Consider the following 16,674-nt stretch of genomic DNA (forward strand, 5'->3'; position numbering starts at 1 on the left):
GCTCTTTTTATCCGCGTGACTGGCGTCGCGCCCCGGAACGGGGGCGAGATGGGGCACCATCGGGAAGCGCGGACGCACCCCCGTGCCGCACGCCTGGGCCATCCACCCGTATTGAACGGAAAGGGGCGTGCCATGCTTGCCAGCCTGATCCCCATCCTCGTGGCCTTGCTGCTGGGGGCCATGGCCCCCGGGCCCAGCTTCGTGCTGGTCACCCGCACCGCCGTCACCCAGTCCCGCCGCAACGGCCTGGCCGCCGCCGCCGGCATGGGGGTGGGCGGCGCCTTCTTCGGCACCCTAGCCCTGCTGGGTCTGACCGCGCTGCTGACCCAGGTGGCGTGGCTGAACATCGCGCTGCGCCTGGTGGGCGGCCTCTATCTGCTCTATCTCGCCCTGCGCATGTGGCGCGGGGCGGGGACGCCCCTGGGTACGGCTGCGGGCAGACCCCCGGCCACGGGCGCGGGGATGCCCGCCGACGGCCGCGCGCCGTCCCTGGCCCGGGCGTTCGTCGTGGCGCTGGCGACCCAGCTCAGCAATCCCAAGACGGCCATCGCCTACGCCAGCATCTTCGCCGCCCTCTTGCCCGCCCAGCCCGAGTTCGAGGGGCCGCCCCTCCTGCTGCTGTTCCTGCCGCCGGTCATCTTCCTGATCGAGGCTGGCTGGTACAGCGTCGTGGCCCTGGCCTTTTCGCTGGAGGCGCCCCGCCGCGCCTACCTGAGGGCCAAGGGCGGCATCGACCGGGTGACCGGCACCGTCATGGGCGCGCTGGGCCTGCGCCTGATGGCCGATGCCGTGCGCGATGCGGCCTTGGCGCGCTGACGCCGTAATTGAGTAGGGGACGGGTGGGCGCGGACGCGCCCACCCGCGCCGCGTCAGGCCAGATAATCGTGCAGCACCCGGCCGAAGGGCAGGGTGAAGTCCACCACCTGGTGGCGGCCGCCGACAATGCGGCGCACCGGCAGGTCGGCCACGCGGCAGTTGACGTGCGGCATCAGGTGCAGGCGGGCCGGTCCGTCCCAGGCGCCGTGGACATGCACGTCGGTCAGGTTGTAGCCCACCAGCTGGGCCACCTTGGGGCCACCGTCCACGTCGGGAATGAACTTCAGGTTCACGTTCAGCTTGCCGATGCCCTTGGCCACCTCATCCAGCCGGTCGGCCAGGCTGAAGTGCTTGTAGGTCATGGTGCCCATCGCCACCCGCTCCTCATCATAGTGCAGGGTGCCGGTCAGGGTGTCCTTCTGCACCTTCAGGCGGGGGATGCCGTACTTCTTGGGGAAGCCCCAGATCTCACGGCCGGCGGTGATGGGCGGCTCATCGTCCAGGTACATCTGGACGGAGAAATTGCACGGCTCGCCATTGAATTGCGCGACGATGCCCGTGCCGCTCTCCTCGTAATCGCCGAAGCCTGAGCTGTCCGGCATCTTCATCCATTCATAGAAGCACAGGTTGCCCGGCGCCGGCTCCAGCGGTTCCGGCAGGGCCCGGCGGACGGCCTCCGGGTCGCTTTCATAGGTGATGATCAGATATTCGCGGCGGATGAAGCGGTAGGGCCCCCGGGGATAGCTGGGGCTGAACAGGGGCATGGAACTGGCGGAGAGGATCTCGTCACGATTCATGTCGGCACTACTCCCAGGCATTCGGGGCCTAAAGGGGGGAAGCACCGGGATCGGTCGACAAGCGGGATGGTTGCTGGACCTTGGCGGCGGACCGATACCCGGACGAAGGGATGACCAGGATGGCGGATGCATTCCCGGAAAACCATTCCCTGTCCGAGTAATTTTTGTTGCGCCGCATCAAAACAAAGGGGCGCGGGGGCGGCGGATGGCCGCACCCCGTTTCCCCAGTCTTATCAATAACCGACGGTGAAGCGGCGGTTGGCGTGGGCCGGGCTCTCCACCTCATCCACCAGCGCGACCGCGAAATCCTCGTAGCTGACCTGGCTCTTGCCCGTGGCGTCGACCAGCAGCTGGTCGTCGGCCAGACGGAACCGGCCGGTCCGTTCCCCGGCGAAGAAGAAGGCGGACGGCGACAGGAAGGTCCATTCCACCCCTGTGTCGCCTTGGCGCAGCGCGTTCAGCACGTCGCGGCCGGCGCCCGCCTCCGCCTTGTAGGCGGCCGGAAACTCGGGCGTGTCGATCAGGGCCACGCCCGGCGCCACCTCCAGCGAGCCGGCACCGCCCACCACCAGCAGGCGCTTCACGCCGGCGGTGTTGATGGCGCTGAGCAGCGAGGACAGGTCCAGGCCCTGGAACCGGGTGCTGCTGATGACGGCGTCGTGGCCGGCCAGCAGGGGGGCCAAGCCGGCGGCGTCGCCGGTGTCGCCGGCCTTGGCCGTCACGCCGTCCTGGGGCCGCACCTTGGACACGTCGCGGGCGATGGCGGTGACGGTGTGGCCGCGGCGGCGCAGCTCCGCCAGGATGCGGGTGCCGACATTGCCGGTGGCGCCGATCAGGGCGATCTTCATGGGATGTCTCCGGTTTAAGCGCTGGCGAACCGTCGCGCAGCGGACTAGGTTACGTTCGGTAACCAGATGCCATTTTAGCCGCCAGGTTTGAAGAAGGCATGTTCCGGTGCCCTGGTTACCGCGGCATTACCACCGGCGCCGGTATCAGTTGGCACGGTCAGGACGGAGACACTCATGGACGGACGCACGCCCGAAGCAGCCGTGGAACCCGTCATCGCCGAGGACGTGGTGGCCGCCGGATATCGCCCCGACGCGGAGGATGGCGTCTGCCCGGTGCGCGACGTGCTGGACCGCCTGGGCGACGCGTGGAGCGTCCTGGTCATCCGTCACCTGGACGGGGGCCCCGCTCGTTTCAATGCCCTGCGCCGCGCCATCGACGGCATCTCCCAGCGCATGCTGGCCCAAACCCTGCGCAAGCTGGAACGCGACGGCCTGGCCAGCCGCACCGTGTTTCCGACCACGCCGCCGCAAGTCGAATACGCCCTGACCGACCTGGGCCGCAGCTTCTCCGCCCATCTGGCGCACCTGGCCCAGTGGGCCGCCCTGCACCAGCCCGCCATCCGCGCCAGCCGGCGGGCTTATGACGCCGCGTCGGGCGACTACGACGGCGTGTGAGGGCCTGGCGTGTGAAGGCTGGGGCGACTCGCCGCTGCGACATTATGGCCGTCGCCCTTTTTCATGTGGCACGGTGCCGGACGGCCGTCAGCCGCCGGCGGTGGCGCGCAACTGCTCGGCGATGGCGGCCAGCCGGTCACCCAGGTCCTTGGTGGCGGCGGTGCTGGCCTGCTCGTGGGCGCGGCTGCTGTCGACCAGGGCCTTCAGGTCACCGGTCAGGTCCAGCAGGCCGCGGATGGTGCGATCGGCCGCCTCCATGCGGATGCGCAGGCCGTCGGCCAGAGATTGCACGGTGGCCAGGTTGGGATCGACGCGCGGCGCCAACGCTTCCGCCAGTCCGCCGGTCAGGGCGCGCAGGGACTCCGTCGCCTCATCCTGGCGGGCCAGGGCGCGGTTCAGGGCGTTGGTGGCGCCGCCGGCGTCGGTCGCCAGGGTCGCGGCCTCGCGCCGCAGGTCGCGCACCGCCTCTTCCACCCGCGTCCCGGCGTCGCCCAGGCCGGCGGCCAGCATATCCGACAGGCGGGTGGCGGTGTCGCCGATGCTGCCGGCCCGGTCGCCCAGGGCGTGGGCCGTGGCCTCCAGCCGGGCGATGGCCTCGTCGGCGGCGGCCTTCTGGTCGGGGTCGGCGCTGCGGCGCTCCAGCTCGGCGCGCATGGCCTCCGATATCTTGCCCAGGCTGTCCAGGGTGCGGGTCATCTCGCCCGCGCGCAGCGCCACGCCCGCGGCGGCCCCCGCCAGGTCGCGCTGCACCGCCGCCAGGCTTTCCGCCACCGGCTCCAGGCGGGTGCTGTTGGCCTCGGCCGCCGTTTCGATCAGGCGGTTGGCGCGGTTCAGGCCGTCCAGGGCGCCCGACAGGTTGCGCGTGACCTCGTCCGCCGTGCCGCGCAGCAATTCGGCGGAGCCTTCCACCCGGCCCGTCACCCGTTCCAGCCGATCGCCGGCGTGGGCCAAGGCGGCCTGCAGGTTGCGGTCGCTGTTGCCCACCGCCTCCGTCGCGCGCGTCAGGCCGGCGGTGGCCTCGGCGGAACTGCTGGCCAGCATCTCGCCCGAAGCGCGCAGCAGCTTGACCGAGGCCAGCAGTTTGTTCTGCAGGTCCCCCATGGCGCTGTTCATGCGGTCGTTGGCCTGCTGCGCCTCGCTGGTGGCGCGGCGCAGCTCCCCCTCCGTCTCCGACAGGCCGCGCACGACGCGGCCCACGTCCTCGCCGGCCGTCAGCACCGTGTTGGCCACCAGGTCGGCGTTGCGGCGCAGCGCCTCCACCAGGTTGTCCAGCCCGCCGCCGCCGCCCCGGTCGTCGAAGGCGTGGACCTGCAGGGCGGCGCGGCTCAGCAGCTCCGTCGCCTCCTTGATCTCGCGGTTGCTGTCGCCGGCGGCCTTGGCCACGACGCCGCACAGCTCGCCCATACGCCGCACGCCGTCGGTCAGTTCCTGCCGGGTGTCGCCCAGCAATTCCGTGAGGTCGCGCTGGGTGCCGCTTAGCAGGCCGCTCAGATCGCGTCGCGTGTCGGCCACCAGGGTGGACACGGCGTCACCGTTGCCGGCCAGGGTGTCGCCGGCGCTGCGCAGGCGGGTGGTCAGCTGGTCGAACAGGTCGCCGGCGTCGCCGTCGAACTTCAGGCGCACGCGACCGTTCTCGGTGATGATGGACACGTCGGGCAGGTCGGCCACTTGGCGGCGGAAGCCCTCGATGGCGCGGGCCATGTCGCCCAGTTCGTCCGCGCGGTCGGTGCCGGCCACGGGCACGCGCCAGTCGCCCCGGGCGACTCCACCCACGCTGTCGCGCAACTGGGCCAGCGGCACCAGCAGGCGCAGGCGGATCAGCCAAAGGGCCGCCGCGGCGGTGGCCAGCATGGCGCCCACCGCCGCGATGCCCAGCCAGAAGCCGGCGCGGGCCGGACCGGCCAGCACGTCTGCCGTGGTCTGCACCTCCTGCCGGCGCAGCTGGGCGATGCGGTCGGCCACGGCGGCGTGCAGGGTCATCAGCGACAGGCCGGTGGCGCCGGACAGGGCCTGCGGCTTGTCGCCGGCGGCGGCCACCGCCGCGCGGTAGCGGTCGATCAGGCGATGCAGGTCGCGCGCCAGGTCTGATTCGGCCGTGGTCAGGCGGTTGCCTTCGAAGGCGCGGATGTTCCGGTCCGCCGTTTCCAGCGCCTGGGCGATGTCGGCCCGCGCCTGGGCGCTGCCGGTTTCAGCATAGACGGCCAGCGCGTTCAGCAGCCCGCCGTTGCCCAGGGCTGACCGCGCCTCGTCCAGGGCGCGGGATTTGGCTGCGGCCGTGGCCGGCGTCTCATCCAACGACCGGTCGACGCGGCTGAATAGGGCCATGTTATAGGTCGCGGCCGCCACGAGGGCGACCGACGCGGCAACGACCAGGGCGGCGATCCAGCCGCTGGCGCGCCGCAGGCTGCCGGCATGGCCCCCTCTGGCGGCGCCGTGCGATGAACTGACCCCTGACCTCATACCCCCACCCGCCTGTCGTCCATTCCCCGCTCCGGCGACGCCGGCGCCGGCCCAAGGCGCATGGTGTGAGAGGGCGCCCCGCCTTCGTCAATGACTTTGTACTTAAGCACTTTGCGCCGGTTGGCGCGGTGATGGGTTGGCGTCGTCAGGCGCGTACCAGGACCGTGTGACCATGTGCGGCCGATTGCGACCTTAATGCCGGGCGCGGGGCGGGGGCTTGCCCCCACGCCGGGCAGGGCGTAGGAAGGATCAGGTCGGGCGAGGTTGGTGCGCCTGGATCCTGGGTGAAGGGGCCCGGTTGTCTGCGCCGTTGTGGCTGCGCGGGTTTCGTATCGAGGGCCTGTATGCGTATCGTCCAGATTATATTGTCCAAAGGGTTCCGGGGGGCGGAACGCCACGTCGCGGAACTGGCGACGGCCCAGGCCCGCCATCACGACGTTCTGCTCATCGTCCGGGCCGATTGCGCCGACGCGGGCGGCCATTCCATCCGTGACCAGCTGCCTCCCTCGGGGGCGTTGCCGGGGCTGCGGGTGGTGACGGTGGGCCCCGGCCTCATGGCGCCGGGGATCTGGAGCCATATCCGCCGCTTCCGACCGGATGTCATCCATTGCCATGGCGGCCGTGCGGGCCAGACCGTCGGCCGGCTGCGACCGCTGTTGCCGGGTCGCCCGTCTTTGCTGGCCACCATGCACCCCGACTACCGCCGCCGCTGGTACCAGAACCACGACGCCGTGGTCGCCACCACCGACTGGCAGGCGCAGGAGGCCAAGCTGGGCGGGTTCGAGGGACGCATCGCCCGCGTGAACCTGTGGCGGCAGCCCCACCCCGTCCCGCATGCCGGGCGCATCGCGGCGCTGCGCGCGGAAATGGGGGCGGAACTGCCGGGTGACGTGCTGGCCTTGGGTGTGGGCCCGCTGATCCGGGAAAAGGGCTTCGACCTGCTGGTCGGCGCGGTGCGCGGGCTGGACCACCCGCATCTCAAGCTCGCTATCGTCGGCGATGGGCCGGAGATGGGCGCCCTGCGCCAGCAGGCGGCCGACTGCCCGGCCATCCGCTTCCTGGGCTTCCGGGGTGACGTGAAGGATTTTTATCACGCCGCCGACCTGTTCTGCTCCCCCTCCCGGTTCGAACCGTTCGGCTTGGTGTTCCTGGAGGCGCTGGACGCCGGCGTGCCGGTGGTGGCATCCGCCTCGGAAGGGGCCCGCACCATCCTGCAACCCCCGTCGCAGGAAGGCGGGGGCCCGTTCACCGCGCTCTATGGCGCACGAACGGGTGGCGGCCTGGCCCTGGCCCCCCTGGCGGCCTTGGGCGACGCCGATGATTTGGCGGAGCAGTTGAGCGTGGCGCTGGAGGCGATGGCGCAGGCCCGTGGGACTCGCCTCCGCCTCCGCCACCGGCCGGAACTGCCCGCCTACAACCAGGCCACCAGCCTGGAGGCGCTGGACCGGCTCTACGCCGAACTGCTCGCCTCGGCCGAGGCCGCCGCCGCCGCCGCGCTCAAGGCCGGGGCGCCGGCACCGGGCCACTGACCGTCAGCGGCACGCCGCCGCAACTCAGGGCCACGTCGGGCTTTTCCACGTCCTCGATCCGCAGGACCGCCAGGCCCAGGGGCCCCAGACTGCTGCGCATTTCGCCCACCTCGCGCTCCCCCCACGTCACCGGCGTGCCGGCGGCGGGCAGGGCTTGCCCGTCGCTTGCCGTCACCCGCATCAGGCGCTTGCGGATCAGGGCGCGATAATGGGTGCGGGCCGTCAGTTCCTGGCCCATGTAGCAGCCCTTGTCGAAGGCCACGGCGGATAGGCTGTCCATGCCGTTCTCCAGCGGAATGGACTTCTCCGGCACCAGGTCGCGGCTGCCATCGGGCACGCCCAGATCCAGCCGGCGCCGGGCGTAGGCGACGGCCGCGTCGGGCAGGCCCTCCGCTACGGCGCGCGGCAGCAGCAGGCGCAGGCCCAGGCCGGCATGCCGCGGGTCGATATAGGCGATGGCCGGGCCCTCTGGTGTTTCCATGATCCCGCCGGCACCCGGCGCGGCGTCCGCCGGCGCCCCATCCAGGGCCACGCCCACCGCCCACTGGGCGCTGGCGTCGGCCAAGGCCACCTTGGACCGCAGCTTGTACATCGACAGGCGGCGCAGCAGATCGGGCGCCCGCGCCGCCTCCGTCTCGATCAGCAGGGTTTCGTTGCCGTCGACGTCGACCTGGGCGATCACGAACAGCTCGTGCAGGAACTTGCCTTGGGCGGTCAGGAACAGGGCGTAGATGGCGTGGCCGGGGCTGACGCGGCGAACGTCATTGGTGATCAGCCCCTGCAGAAAGGTGCGGGCGTCGGGTCCGGTCAGCGCCAGAACGCCCCGGTCGGCCAGCCGGCCTGCCGCCGCATGGGCGGCCAGCGGCCAGGAAAATGCGACGCCTTCAGTCATGATGCCGGACCTGAACAGTTTGCCCGAGGGGTGGCCTCAACAGGTAAGGCGTGGCGCGTCCCGCCGCAAGGGTTCCCGGCCCCAGGGTTGACCCTACGCAAGGGTCGACCGCCATCGCCGCATTGGCAAGCGTCTGACGGCGCTTGTATAAGGGGCCGGTCGCCGGGGTCATGCCGTGGGTTGGGGGCCAGTCTGTTGCGGGTTTTGTTCATCACCTCCACCCGTCTGGGCGACGCGGTGCTGACGACCGGTTTGCTGGGACATCTGGTGGACCAGATGCCCGACGCCCGCTTCACCATCGCCTGCGGCCCCATCGCGGCACCCCTGTTCCGCGCCGTGCCCCGCCTGGACGAGATCATCGCCATGCCCAAGCGGCGCCTGGCCGGCCACTGGCTGGACCTGTGGCTGCAGGTGGCGGGCCGCCGCTGGGATTGGGTGGTGGACCTGCGCGACAGCGCCGTGTCCCGCCTGGTCCTGGCCAGCCGTCGCGCCACCTTCCGGGGCGGTGACGACCGCCAGCCCAAGGTCGTGTCCCTGGGCCGCGTGCTGGGGCTGGAGCCGCCGCCCAACCCCCGCTTGTTCCTGAATGACGCCATCCGCGCCGAGGCGCGCGTCCTGCTGGGACCAGACGACGGCGCCCCCATCCTGGCGCTGGGCCCCGCCGCCAACTGGACGGGTAAGGAATGGCCGGCGGATCGCTTCGCCGCGTTGGCCCTGCGGATGGTGGCCGACCCGCTGGCGGCCGGCCCCCATCCCGCGCGGGTCATGGTCCTGGCGGCGGAGGCGGAACGGCCGCGCTGCGCGCCGGTGCTGGACGCGCTGGGCGCCGCGCTGGGCGCCGGCCGGGTCATCGACCTGGTGGGTCGCACCGATCCCCTGCTGGCGGGCGCCTGCCTGGAACGGGCGCGGCTGTTCGTCGGCAACGACAGCGGCCTGATGCACGTGGCTGCCGCGGCGGGCACCCCCACGCTGGGTCTGTTCGGGCCCACACCCTCGCACCTCTATGCGCCGTGGGGGGCCCGGGCCCGGGCCGTGGTGGCGCCGGCGGGCGCGCCGGGCGCATCGCCCGAGGCCCGCATGGCGGCGCTTTCCCTCGGCCAGGTGGCGGACGCCGCGACCGAATTGCTGGCCCTGGGGACGGTCCATTGAATGCCTATCCTGTGACCTGACGAAAAAGCGCTAGGACCGGCGCCGTTCCCGAGTAAAAGGTTGGTGCCCTTGGTGGCCAGGCTGGGGGGCCTTGGGCCACCGCAGAGATACGCTGGAGCAAGATGTCGTCAACCCAGACCACGCGCGAACTGCGGACCAGTGCACCGGTCATGTCCCCCTTACCCGTCGCCCAGCCGGCGGCCGAGCCCGCCGCCGCACGGGAGGCGCCGCCCTTCAGCCTGGCATGGACCGGCCTGACGCTGTTCCTGCTGACCGTGCTGGGCTTTGTCTGCGCCCTGCTGCCCCTGGGCACGGCGCCCGCGTTGATCAGCCTGTCCTTCCTCGGCGGCATCCTCTACGTGGTCACGGCCCGCCGGCTGCCCACCCTGCTGACCGCCCGCGCGACCTGGCGCGCCACGCCACTGCTGCCCCTGGCGCTGTGCCTGCTGCTGGGGGCGGTGTCCGTGCTGTGGACGCCCGTGCGCAAGGATGGCGTGGGGCAGCTGCTGACCTTCCTCTACACCGTCGTGCCCTTCCTGTTCTGGATGGGCACCCTGCGCGAGGTGGATGAGCGGCGGCGGTGGCTGCTCATCCGCTGGGCCGTCATCGGCATGCTGGTGGGCTTGGCCATCTTCGCCATCGAGGTGGTCGGCGACCAGCCCATCTACCGTCTGGAAAAGGCGCTTGAGGGCACGAAGGTCGACCATGACCGGGCGCTGAACCGGCCCGCCGTGCTGTTCGCCACCCTGGCCTGGCCCCTGGGCCTGGGCCTGGCGCGGTTGGCCTGGGTCACCGGCTGCGGCGCCGTCGCCCGCCTGCCGGCGCTGGCGGCGATGAGGGTGCCCCCGGCGGGGCGGGCCATGCCTTGGGCCTGGGTGATGCCGGCGGCCTTCTTCCTGGCGGCGCTGGGCGGCACCAGCGCCTCGGCCAAGGTGGGCCTGGGCGTTGGCCTGGTGTTCTACGGCCTGGCGCGGCTTTCCGCCCGCGCGGCCCGGGTGGTGCTGATCGTGGCCCTGGTGGCCGGTCCCACCCTGTCCATCCCCATCTCGCTGGCCCTGCACCGCGCCGGCCTGACGGAGGAGGCGCGCATGCCGTGGAGCTTCCGCCATCGGGTGGAAATCTGGGACGTGGCCGCCCGCCGCATCCTGGAAAAGCCCCTCGTCGGCTGGGGGCTGGACAGTTCCCGCAACATCCCGGATGAGGGCGAGGTTTCCAAGTTCCACCCCGAATCCCCCATCATCCCCCTGCATCCGCACAACATCTTCCTGCAGGTGCTGCTGGAGCTGGGGGTGGTGGGCAGCCTGCTCTACACCTGGCTGGGCGTCGGGCTGGCCTGGGGCACGCGGCGCCTACCGGCCTATGCCCAGGCCACGGCGCTGGCCGCCATCGCCGCCACCGTCGCGGTGGGCTGTTTCTCCTACGGCGTGTGGCAGACCTGGTGGCTGTGCGGCATCATGCTGGCGGCGGGTCTGCTGGAACTGAACCTGCCGGCGGGATGGTGGGCGCGGGCCGGCAAGACCTGACGCGGGCGGGGCAGCATTGCTGGCGGCTTGCCCCCGGCGGGCTGGCGGGGGTAAATGGCAACCCCATATCCATTGCCCAACCGCCCTTCCTTTGAGGATCCGCCCATGCCGCCCGTGAAGAAGAACCCGCTGAACCTGAACGCCCTACAGCTGAAGACCCTGACCCTGCTGCAGGTCCTGGCGGGGCTCGAGGGCGTGGGCCAGCCGGTGGTCGAGGGCGGCGTGATGGTCGACCGCTTCCCGCACGCGCACGGCAACCACTTCCACCTGGGCCCCTACACCGTGATGTCGGCCGACGCCACCGGCCTGTCCAACGAGGCCGCCTGGGTGGCGCTGGAACGCAAGGGCCTGATCAAATCGCAGTTCCCCAACGCCGCCATCGTGACCGAGGCGGGCCTGGCCTACGACACCGGCATCCGCGGCCAGATCCTGCACGGTTCCGACCACTAAGCCCCCTGCCAAGAAAAGGGGCGCGCCGGTCCGGCCGGCGCGCCCCTTCTTCGTTCATGAGGACTTTTACAGGCCCAGCAGGCGCTTCCTGGCGGCCGCGTATTCGTCTTTAAGCTTCGCGATCAGATCGGCGGTGGGCAAGACGTCGCCGATGGCGCCCACGCCCTGGCCGGCGCCCCAGATGTCCTTCCAGGCCTTGGCGCCCGAGGCGGCCACGCCGAAGTTCATCTTGCTGCGGTCCACCTGGGGCAGGTTGTCCGGATCCATGCCGGCGGCCACGATGCTGGACTTCAGGTAGTTGCCGGCGACGCCGGTGAAGAAGGGCGTGTAGACGATGTCGGACGCGCTGGCGTCCACGATGGCCTGCTTGTAGCCGGCGGCGGCGTTGGCCTCGGTCGTGGCGATGAAGCGGGTGCCCATGTAGGCGAGGTCAGCCCCCATGGCCTGCGCCGCCAGGATGGCGTCGCCGGTGGCGATGGCGCCGGACAGGATGATGGGGCCGTCGTAGAAGCGTCGCACCTCCCCCACCAGGGCGAAGGGGCTCAGCGCCCCGGCATGGCCGCCGGCGCCGGAGGCCACCAGGATCAGCCCGTCCACCCCGGCCTCCAGCGCCTTTTCCGCATGGCGCAGGCTGATGACGTCATGGAACACCAGGCCGCCGTAGCTGTGGACGTGGGGCACGATGTCGCCGGGCGCCCGCAGCGAGGTGATGATGATCGGCACCTTGTGGCGCACGCACACCTCCATGTCGTGTTCCAGCCGGTCGTTGGACTGGTGGATGATCTGGTTCACGGCATAGGGCGCGATCTTGGCGTCCGGATGGGCGGCGCGGGCGTCGGCCAGGGTGGTGTCGATCCGTGTCAGCCAATCGTCCAGCGCCTCCTTCGGCCGGGCGTTCAGCGCCGGGAAGGACCCGACGATGCCGCCCAGGCATTGGGCGATGACCAGATCCGGGTTGGACACGATGAACATGGGCGACGCGATGACCGGCAGCGCCAGGTTCTGGGCAAGGACGGGCGGCAGGCTCATGGAACGGCGTCTCCCCTGTATTTTTGGCTTGGTTCTTGGCCCTGGATTTGGCTTGAACCTCCTCGGCCGCGCACGGCCGGTTCCGCCTGAATGCCATGGGGTCCGGGGCCCGTCAATGCGGGGGCGGCAGGCCAAAAACCACGGGCGGAGTGAAAGTCCAGGCGCAGCCCACTGCCGTGCGCCCAGAAATTTTTCACGGCGCGCGCAAGAAAATGGGTGGGGACCGGGGCGGCCGGTCCCCACCCAAGGAGCCTCAGGCGGGAGGGGAACCACGTGTCTGAGGGCTGGGAGAGCTTTAGGGATAGTTGCGCGGCACCGGCGCCGGGGGCGGCGCCATGGTGGTGGAATTGGGCGGGGCGACGCTGCCGATCAGATTGTTGTCGGCGTCGTAAACAGCGCCGCCGCCGGCCGGATAGAACACCACCTGGCCGGCGGTGCGGCCGCGCTCATCCACCATGCGGTAGCTGTGGCTGAGGTCCACACGCTCGGGCCGGGACGACCCGCAGGCGGCGACGGTGGTCAGGGCGGCGGCGGCCAGCAGGCCGCGCCACAGGAAGCGGTGACGATTATTCTTCAAGATTTCCTCCGGTCAGCAAGGGTTTGAACGGCGCCCCCAAGTCTTTTTCACGGATCGGGAAATGGGACTGCAAATGACCAATCACAGGTGGAACGCTAGCATGGGCACCGCCACCTGTCATGAAGCAGTCCGACGTAGGCGGAAAGGCGGGTGAATTCTGGGGCTCTGCTTCCCCACGACGAAAAGGGGTGCCCTAGTACTAAGGCACCCCCATCCGGTCTACACGGGTTGGTTTAAGAAGCCACGGCGCCGGATTAGGCGCCCCAAGTTCATGACACCTTGGGCGACAGCAGATCCTCCAGCCCGATGCGGTGGAACATTTCGGCCCGCACCCGGTCGGCGACGCCGTTCACCACCTCCGCCCCGTCCTGCGACGGATCGATGTGGGTGCGGAAGGGGCGCTTGCCGTGGGGCAGGTCCACCACCCGCACGATGGCGTCGGCCACGCTGGCGGCGTCGGCGTCCGGCGGCTCCAGCGCCGCCAGGCCCTTCAGCGCCCGGTCCGGCACATCGGCGTAGGGCCCCTGGTTGTATTCGGCGGCGCGGGCAGTGTCGGCCGGCGAGCCCGAGTGGGCGAAGTGGTTGGTGCCCTTGGTGAAGGCGCCCGGGACGATGATGGCCGTCTCGATGCCCCAGCGGGTCAGTTCCGAGGCATAGCTGACGGCCAGGCTGTCCATCGCGGCCTTGGCGGCGAAGTAGGGCGCCAGGTAGGGCGGGGTGCCGCCCCGCGTGCTGCTGCTGGACACCCACACCACCAGGCCCTTGCCCTGACGGCGCAGGTGGGGCAGCGCCGCGCGGTTCAGTCGCTGGGTGCTCAGCACGTTGATGTCGAACAGCCGGGCGTACTGTTCCGGGGTGAAGGCCTCCGCCGGGCCGAAGGACATGTGGCCGGCGTTGTGCACGATGACGTCCAGGCGGCCGGCCTCATTGATGATCTGGGCGACGGCGGCCTCGACCGAGGCGTCGGACTGCACGTCCATCTCCGCCGCGCGCAGGTCCACGCCGTGTTCGGCGGCGTAGGCCTTGGCCTTTTCCACCTGCGGGGCGTTGCGGCCCCGGGTGTCGCGCATGGTGGCGTAGACGGTGTGGCCGGCCTGGGCCAGGGCGCGGGCGGCCAGGGCGCCGAACCCGCTGGAGGCGCCGGTGATGACGATGACTTGGCTCATGATCGGGTGCTCCTCATTCCTTCGGGTGCCGGTTCAGATGATGCCGCCGTTGGCGCGCAGCACCTGGCCGTTGATCCAGGCGCCATCCGGGCCGGCCAGGAAGGCGACGGCGGCGGCGATGTCCTCGGGCTGGCCCAGCCGCTCCAGCGGGGCCTGCTTGGCCAAGCGGTCCACCACCTCCTGCGGCTTGCCGTTCAGGAACAGCTCGGTCGCGGTCGGGCCGGGGGCGATGGCGTTGACGGTGATGGACCGGCCGCGCATCTCCCGCGCCATGACCACGGTCAGGGCCTCCACCGCCGCCTTGGTGGCGGCGTACACGCCGTACGTGGGCGGGTACAGCCCCACGATGCTGGAGGAGAAGTTGATGACCCGGCCGCCCTCGCGCAGGCGCTGCGCCGCCTCGCGCAGGGTGTTGAAGGTGCCCCTGAGGTTGACGTCCATCAGCTTGTCGAAGGCGTCGTCGGCCATGTCGGCGATGGCGCCCAGGGGCATGATGCCGGCGTTGTTGACCAGGATGTCGACGCCGCCGAACGCGGCCTCCACCCGGTCGAACATGGTCTTCACGGCGTCGGCGTCGGCCACGTCGGCCTGCACGGTCAGGGCGCGGCCGCCGGCGGCCTCGATCTTGGCGGTCACGGCCTCGGCCGCGGCGGCGCTGCCGGCGTAGTTGACGATGACGGTGTGGCCATCACGGCCCAGGCGTTCGGCGATGGCGGCGCCGATGCCGCGGGCGGCCCCGGTGACCAGCGCGACCTTGGGGGCGGTCTTCTTGGGGTTCGTGTTCGTGGTCATGACGTGTTCCTTTCCTTCGGTTCGGCGCCGCGTCGCGGGCCGCTGCATTCGATGAAGGAAAGGTGCGCCCTGGCCGTTTCTGGATAAATGGGTTATATCTGCCATCATTATCCAAAAAACATAAACAATAGCCGGATGTCCCATGGATCGCTTCGACGCCATGCGCGTCTTCACCCGCATCGTGGAACGGCGCAGCTTCACCGCGGCGGCGGAGGATCTGGGTATGCCCCGGGCGACCGTGACCCACACCCTGCAACAGCTGGAGGGGCGGCTGGGCACGCGGCTGCTGAACCGCACCACGCGGCACGTCAGCCCCACGCTGGATGGCGAGGCGTTCTACCAGCGTTGCCTGCGCCTGCTGGCCGATGTGGAAGAGGCGGAGGGCGCCTTCCGCGCCACCGATCCCAAAGGCCTGCTGCGGGTGGACGTGCATGGCAAGCTGGCGCGGCACTTCCTGTTTCCCGCCCTGCCCGATTTCCTGGCCCGCCACCCCGGCCTTGAGCTGAACATCAGCGAGGGCGACCGCCTGGTGGACCTGGTGCGCGAGGGCGTGGACTGTGTGCTGCGCGCGGGTGAACCGCGCGACAGCGCCCTGATCGCCCGGCGCGTGGGCCTGATGCCCCAGGCCACGGTGGCCAGCCCCGCCTATCTGGAGCGCCACGGCGCGCCGGCCACGCCCGACGACTTGGCCAACGGGCACCAGGCGGTGAACTTCGTCTCTTCGACCACCGGCCGACCCTTCCCCTTCGACTTCATGGTGGGGGAAGAAAGGCGCAGCCTGACCCTGCCGGGCCGGATCAGCGTCGCCAGCGCGGAAAGCTTCACGGAGGTCGCTCGCCTGGGCCTGGGCCTGATCCAGACACCGCGCTATCACCTGGGCCCGGACCTTGCGTCGGGTCGGCTGGTGGAGGTGCTGCCCCTTTATCCGCCGCCGCCCATTCCCGTCTCCGTCCTTTATCCCCACAACCGCCAGTTGTCGCCGCGCGTCCGGGTATTCGTCGACTGGGCGGTGGGGTTGTTCAAAGGCTAGGCCGGGTCTCGCGCAGATAGGCCTGGACCGTGCGGGCCAGGGCTTCGTTCTGGTTCAGTGGCGGATGCCAATCGAAGGCGGCGCGGAAGGCCGTGTCGTCGATCTCCAGCGATCCCGTCAGGCGGTCGGCGATGCCGGACAGGCGGGGGAGGTGGCCAGCCAGGCTCCAGAACGCCGCCGGCAGGGGGACCAGCCAGGGCCGCTTGCCGGCGGCGGCGGCCAGGGTGGCCACCAGGCCGCTGGTGGACAGGGCGGGCTGGTCCGCCACCAGGAAGGTGCCGGTGACCTCGACCCGTTCCACCGCGCGGGTGATGGCATCGGCCAGGGTGTCCAGGCTGACCAGGCTGCGCCGGTTGGCGATGCCGCCCAGGGGCACCACGGGCCAGCGCGTGGCCAGGCGCAACAAGGCCGCCATGTTGGCCTTCACCCCCGGCCCATGCACCAGGGGCGGCCGCAGGATGGCCAGCGACAGGGGGCCGTCCGGCGGGCACAGGGTGGCCAGCGCCTCTTCCGCCGCGCGCTTGGACTGGCCGTAGGCGTCCTCCGGCAGGGGCGGATCCAGTTCCGTCAGGGGCCGGCCGGGGCTGTGGTCGCCCTGGGCCTTGACGCTGCTGACATAGACCAGGCGGCGCAGCCCCGCCGCCTGCGCCGCCTGCGCCAGGCGCACGGTGGCGATGACGTTCAGGGCCTGCAGCGCGGTTGGCGTGACGTTGCGCTGATGCGCCAGGCCCGCCAGATGGACCAAGGCCTGCGCCCCCTCCAGCACCGGGGCCCAGTTCACCGGGCCGGCCAGGTCGCCCACCGGCGCTGGGGTCACGCTGGCGGGCAGGCCCACGCCGGCGTTGCGCACCACCGCGATGACCTCATGCCCGCCGGCCAGCAGCCGGGGCAGCAGGGCGCGGCCCACGAACCCGGTGGCCCCGGTCACCACGATCTTGGCCATGTCCGCTTCCTTGTGCCTGCCCTGGATTCCGCCTCAATGACACGGACGCGGGCGGCAG

General features: G+C 71.0%; 16 protein-coding genes and 1 riboswitch. Of the genes, 7 read left to right on the top strand and 9 right to left on the bottom strand.

What is annotated here, in order from left to right:
* Nucleotides 1–5 precede the first annotated feature (5 nt).
* A riboswitch (ZMP/ZTP riboswitch) is annotated at nt 6–106 on the top strand.
* 26 nt (nt 107–132) lie between these two features.
* A complete protein-coding gene (locus UAJ10_RS21900; RefSeq protein ID WP_322917389.1) occupies nt 133–816 on the top strand; it encodes a LysE family translocator in 684 nt (227 codons plus the stop codon).
* 53 nt (nt 817–869) lie between these two features.
* Here the strand turns inward: UAJ10_RS21900 and UAJ10_RS21905 are convergent, their stop codons facing one another.
* Nucleotides 870–1,613: an acetoacetate decarboxylase gene (locus tag UAJ10_RS21905; RefSeq protein ID WP_322917390.1), complete on the bottom strand. Its 744-nt coding sequence runs from the start codon at nt 1,611–1,613 to the stop codon at nt 870–872.
* A 233-nt stretch (nt 1,614–1,846) separates the two neighbouring features.
* Complete coding sequence (locus UAJ10_RS21910; RefSeq protein WP_322917391.1) at nt 1,847–2,461, bottom strand: NAD(P)-dependent oxidoreductase; 615 nt, start codon at nt 2,459–2,461, stop codon at nt 1,847–1,849.
* Nucleotides 2,462–2,635: 174 nt separating this feature from the next.
* On the opposite strand from UAJ10_RS21910, the gene UAJ10_RS21915 reads away from it, so the two are divergent.
* Nucleotides 2,636–3,076 carry a winged helix-turn-helix transcriptional regulator gene (locus UAJ10_RS21915; protein WP_322917393.1) on the top strand — a complete coding sequence of 147 codons (441 nt, stop codon included), beginning with the start codon at nt 2,636–2,638 and terminating at the stop codon, nt 3,074–3,076.
* A gap of 87 nt (nt 3,077–3,163) precedes the next feature.
* Here UAJ10_RS21915 and UAJ10_RS21920 read toward each other — a convergent pair whose 3' ends face one another.
* Nucleotides 3,164–5,536, bottom strand: a complete 2,373-nt coding sequence (locus UAJ10_RS21920) for a HAMP domain-containing protein (RefSeq protein WP_322917394.1) — start codon at nt 5,534–5,536, stop codon at nt 3,164–3,166.
* 344 nt (nt 5,537–5,880) lie between these two features.
* On the opposite strand from UAJ10_RS21920, the gene UAJ10_RS21925 reads away from it, so the two are divergent.
* A complete protein-coding gene (locus tag UAJ10_RS21925) occupies nt 5,881–7,065 on the top strand; it encodes a glycosyltransferase (protein ID WP_322917395.1) in 1,185 nt (394 codons plus the stop codon).
* Here UAJ10_RS21925 and ygfZ read toward each other — a convergent pair.
* Nucleotides 7,034–7,957 carry a CAF17-like 4Fe-4S cluster assembly/insertion protein YgfZ gene (ygfZ, locus tag UAJ10_RS21930; RefSeq protein WP_322917396.1) on the bottom strand — a complete coding sequence of 308 codons (924 nt, stop codon included), beginning with the start codon at nt 7,955–7,957 and terminating at the stop codon, nt 7,034–7,036. The two genes, UAJ10_RS21925 and ygfZ, sit on opposite strands and share 32 nt — an antisense overlap.
* Before the next feature lie 195 nt (nt 7,958–8,152).
* On the opposite strand from ygfZ, the gene UAJ10_RS21935 reads away from it, so the two are divergent.
* The 3 genes from UAJ10_RS21935 to UAJ10_RS21945 all read left to right on the top strand — a co-directional run bounded on the left by UAJ10_RS21935 (nt 8,153) and on the right by UAJ10_RS21945 (nt 11,079).
* The gene (locus UAJ10_RS21935) at nt 8,153–9,106 is read left to right on the top strand and encodes a glycosyltransferase family 9 protein (RefSeq protein ID WP_322917397.1); all 954 of its coding nucleotides are present in this window, start codon (nt 8,153–8,155) and stop codon (nt 9,104–9,106) included.
* A gap of 170 nt (nt 9,107–9,276) precedes the next feature.
* The gene (locus UAJ10_RS21940) at nt 9,277–10,629 is read left to right on the top strand and encodes an O-antigen ligase family protein (protein ID WP_322917398.1); all 1,353 of its coding nucleotides are present in this window, start codon (nt 9,277–9,279) and stop codon (nt 10,627–10,629) included.
* Between the two features lie 105 nt (nt 10,630–10,734).
* Nucleotides 10,735–11,079 carry a hypothetical protein gene (locus UAJ10_RS21945; protein ID WP_004272344.1) on the top strand — a complete coding sequence of 115 codons (345 nt, stop codon included), beginning with the start codon at nt 10,735–10,737 and terminating at the stop codon, nt 11,077–11,079.
* Between the two features lie 66 nt (nt 11,080–11,145).
* Here the strand turns inward: UAJ10_RS21945 and UAJ10_RS21950 are convergent, their stop codons facing one another.
* The 4 genes from UAJ10_RS21950 to UAJ10_RS21965 all read right to left on the bottom strand — a co-directional run bounded on the left by UAJ10_RS21950 (nt 11,146) and on the right by UAJ10_RS21965 (nt 14,643).
* Nucleotides 11,146–12,108 (bottom strand): NAD(P)H-dependent flavin oxidoreductase, encoded by a 963-nt coding sequence (locus UAJ10_RS21950; RefSeq protein ID WP_322917399.1) that lies wholly within the window; start codon nt 12,106–12,108, stop codon nt 11,146–11,148.
* A 295-nt stretch (nt 12,109–12,403) separates the two neighbouring features.
* Nucleotides 12,404–12,685, bottom strand: coding sequence for a hypothetical protein (locus UAJ10_RS21955; protein ID WP_322917400.1), 282 nt, complete (start codon nt 12,683–12,685; stop codon nt 12,404–12,406).
* Between the two features lie 269 nt (nt 12,686–12,954).
* Nucleotides 12,955–13,851 carry an SDR family oxidoreductase gene (locus UAJ10_RS21960; RefSeq protein ID WP_322917401.1) on the bottom strand — a complete coding sequence of 299 codons (897 nt, stop codon included), beginning with the start codon at nt 13,849–13,851 and terminating at the stop codon, nt 12,955–12,957.
* Nucleotides 13,852–13,884: 33 nt separating this feature from the next.
* Nucleotides 13,885–14,643 carry an SDR family oxidoreductase gene (locus UAJ10_RS21965; protein ID WP_322917402.1) on the bottom strand — a complete coding sequence of 253 codons (759 nt, stop codon included), beginning with the start codon at nt 14,641–14,643 and terminating at the stop codon, nt 13,885–13,887.
* Between the two features lie 142 nt (nt 14,644–14,785).
* On the opposite strand from UAJ10_RS21965, the gene UAJ10_RS21970 reads away from it, so the two are divergent.
* The gene (locus UAJ10_RS21970; protein WP_322917403.1) at nt 14,786–15,673 is read left to right on the top strand and encodes a LysR family transcriptional regulator; all 888 of its coding nucleotides are present in this window, start codon (nt 14,786–14,788) and stop codon (nt 15,671–15,673) included.
* On the opposite strand, the gene UAJ10_RS21975 is transcribed toward UAJ10_RS21970, so the two are convergent.
* Nucleotides 15,663–16,616: an NAD-dependent epimerase/dehydratase family protein gene (locus UAJ10_RS21975; RefSeq protein WP_322917404.1), complete on the bottom strand. Its 954-nt coding sequence runs from the start codon at nt 16,614–16,616 to the stop codon at nt 15,663–15,665. The genes UAJ10_RS21970 and UAJ10_RS21975 overlap by 11 nt on opposite strands.
* Nucleotides 16,617–16,674: the final 58 nt, after the last annotated feature.

The sequence above is a fragment of the Nitrospirillum guaranorum genome (assembly GCF_034653275.1).
Taxonomy (GTDB): domain Bacteria; phylum Pseudomonadota; class Alphaproteobacteria; order Azospirillales; family Azospirillaceae; genus Nitrospirillum.

Coding starts and splice junctions, on each gene's coding strand:
- UAJ10_RS21900 (WP_322917389.1), top strand. CDS start 133: ATGCTTGCCAGCCTGATCCCCATCCTCGTGGCCTTGCTGCTGGGGGCC.
- UAJ10_RS21905 (WP_322917390.1), bottom strand. CDS start 1,613: ATGAATCGTGACGAGATCCTCTCCGCCAGTTCCATGCCCCTGTTCAGC.
- UAJ10_RS21910 (WP_322917391.1), bottom strand. CDS start 2,461: ATGAAGATCGCCCTGATCGGCGCCACCGGCAATGTCGGCACCCGCATC.
- UAJ10_RS21915 (WP_322917393.1), top strand. CDS start 2,636: ATGGACGGACGCACGCCCGAAGCAGCCGTGGAACCCGTCATCGCCGAG.
- UAJ10_RS21920 (WP_322917394.1), bottom strand. CDS start 5,536: ATGAGGTCAGGGGTCAGTTCATCGCACGGCGCCGCCAGAGGGGGCCAT.
- UAJ10_RS21925 (WP_322917395.1), top strand. CDS start 5,881: ATGCGTATCGTCCAGATTATATTGTCCAAAGGGTTCCGGGGGGCGGAA.
- ygfZ (WP_322917396.1), bottom strand. CDS start 7,957: ATGACTGAAGGCGTCGCATTTTCCTGGCCGCTGGCCGCCCATGCGGCG.
- UAJ10_RS21940 (WP_322917398.1), top strand. CDS start 9,277: ATGTCCCCCTTACCCGTCGCCCAGCCGGCGGCCGAGCCCGCCGCCGCA.
- UAJ10_RS21945 (WP_004272344.1), top strand. CDS start 10,735: ATGCCGCCCGTGAAGAAGAACCCGCTGAACCTGAACGCCCTACAGCTG.
- UAJ10_RS21950 (WP_322917399.1), bottom strand. CDS start 12,108: ATGAGCCTGCCGCCCGTCCTTGCCCAGAACCTGGCGCTGCCGGTCATC.
- UAJ10_RS21960 (WP_322917401.1), bottom strand. CDS start 13,851: ATGAGCCAAGTCATCGTCATCACCGGCGCCTCCAGCGGGTTCGGCGCC.
- UAJ10_RS21965 (WP_322917402.1), bottom strand. CDS start 14,643: ATGACCACGAACACGAACCCCAAGAAGACCGCCCCCAAGGTCGCGCTG.
- UAJ10_RS21970 (WP_322917403.1), top strand. CDS start 14,786: ATGGATCGCTTCGACGCCATGCGCGTCTTCACCCGCATCGTGGAACGG.
- UAJ10_RS21975 (WP_322917404.1), bottom strand. CDS start 16,616: ATGGCCAAGATCGTGGTGACCGGGGCCACCGGGTTCGTGGGCCGCGCC.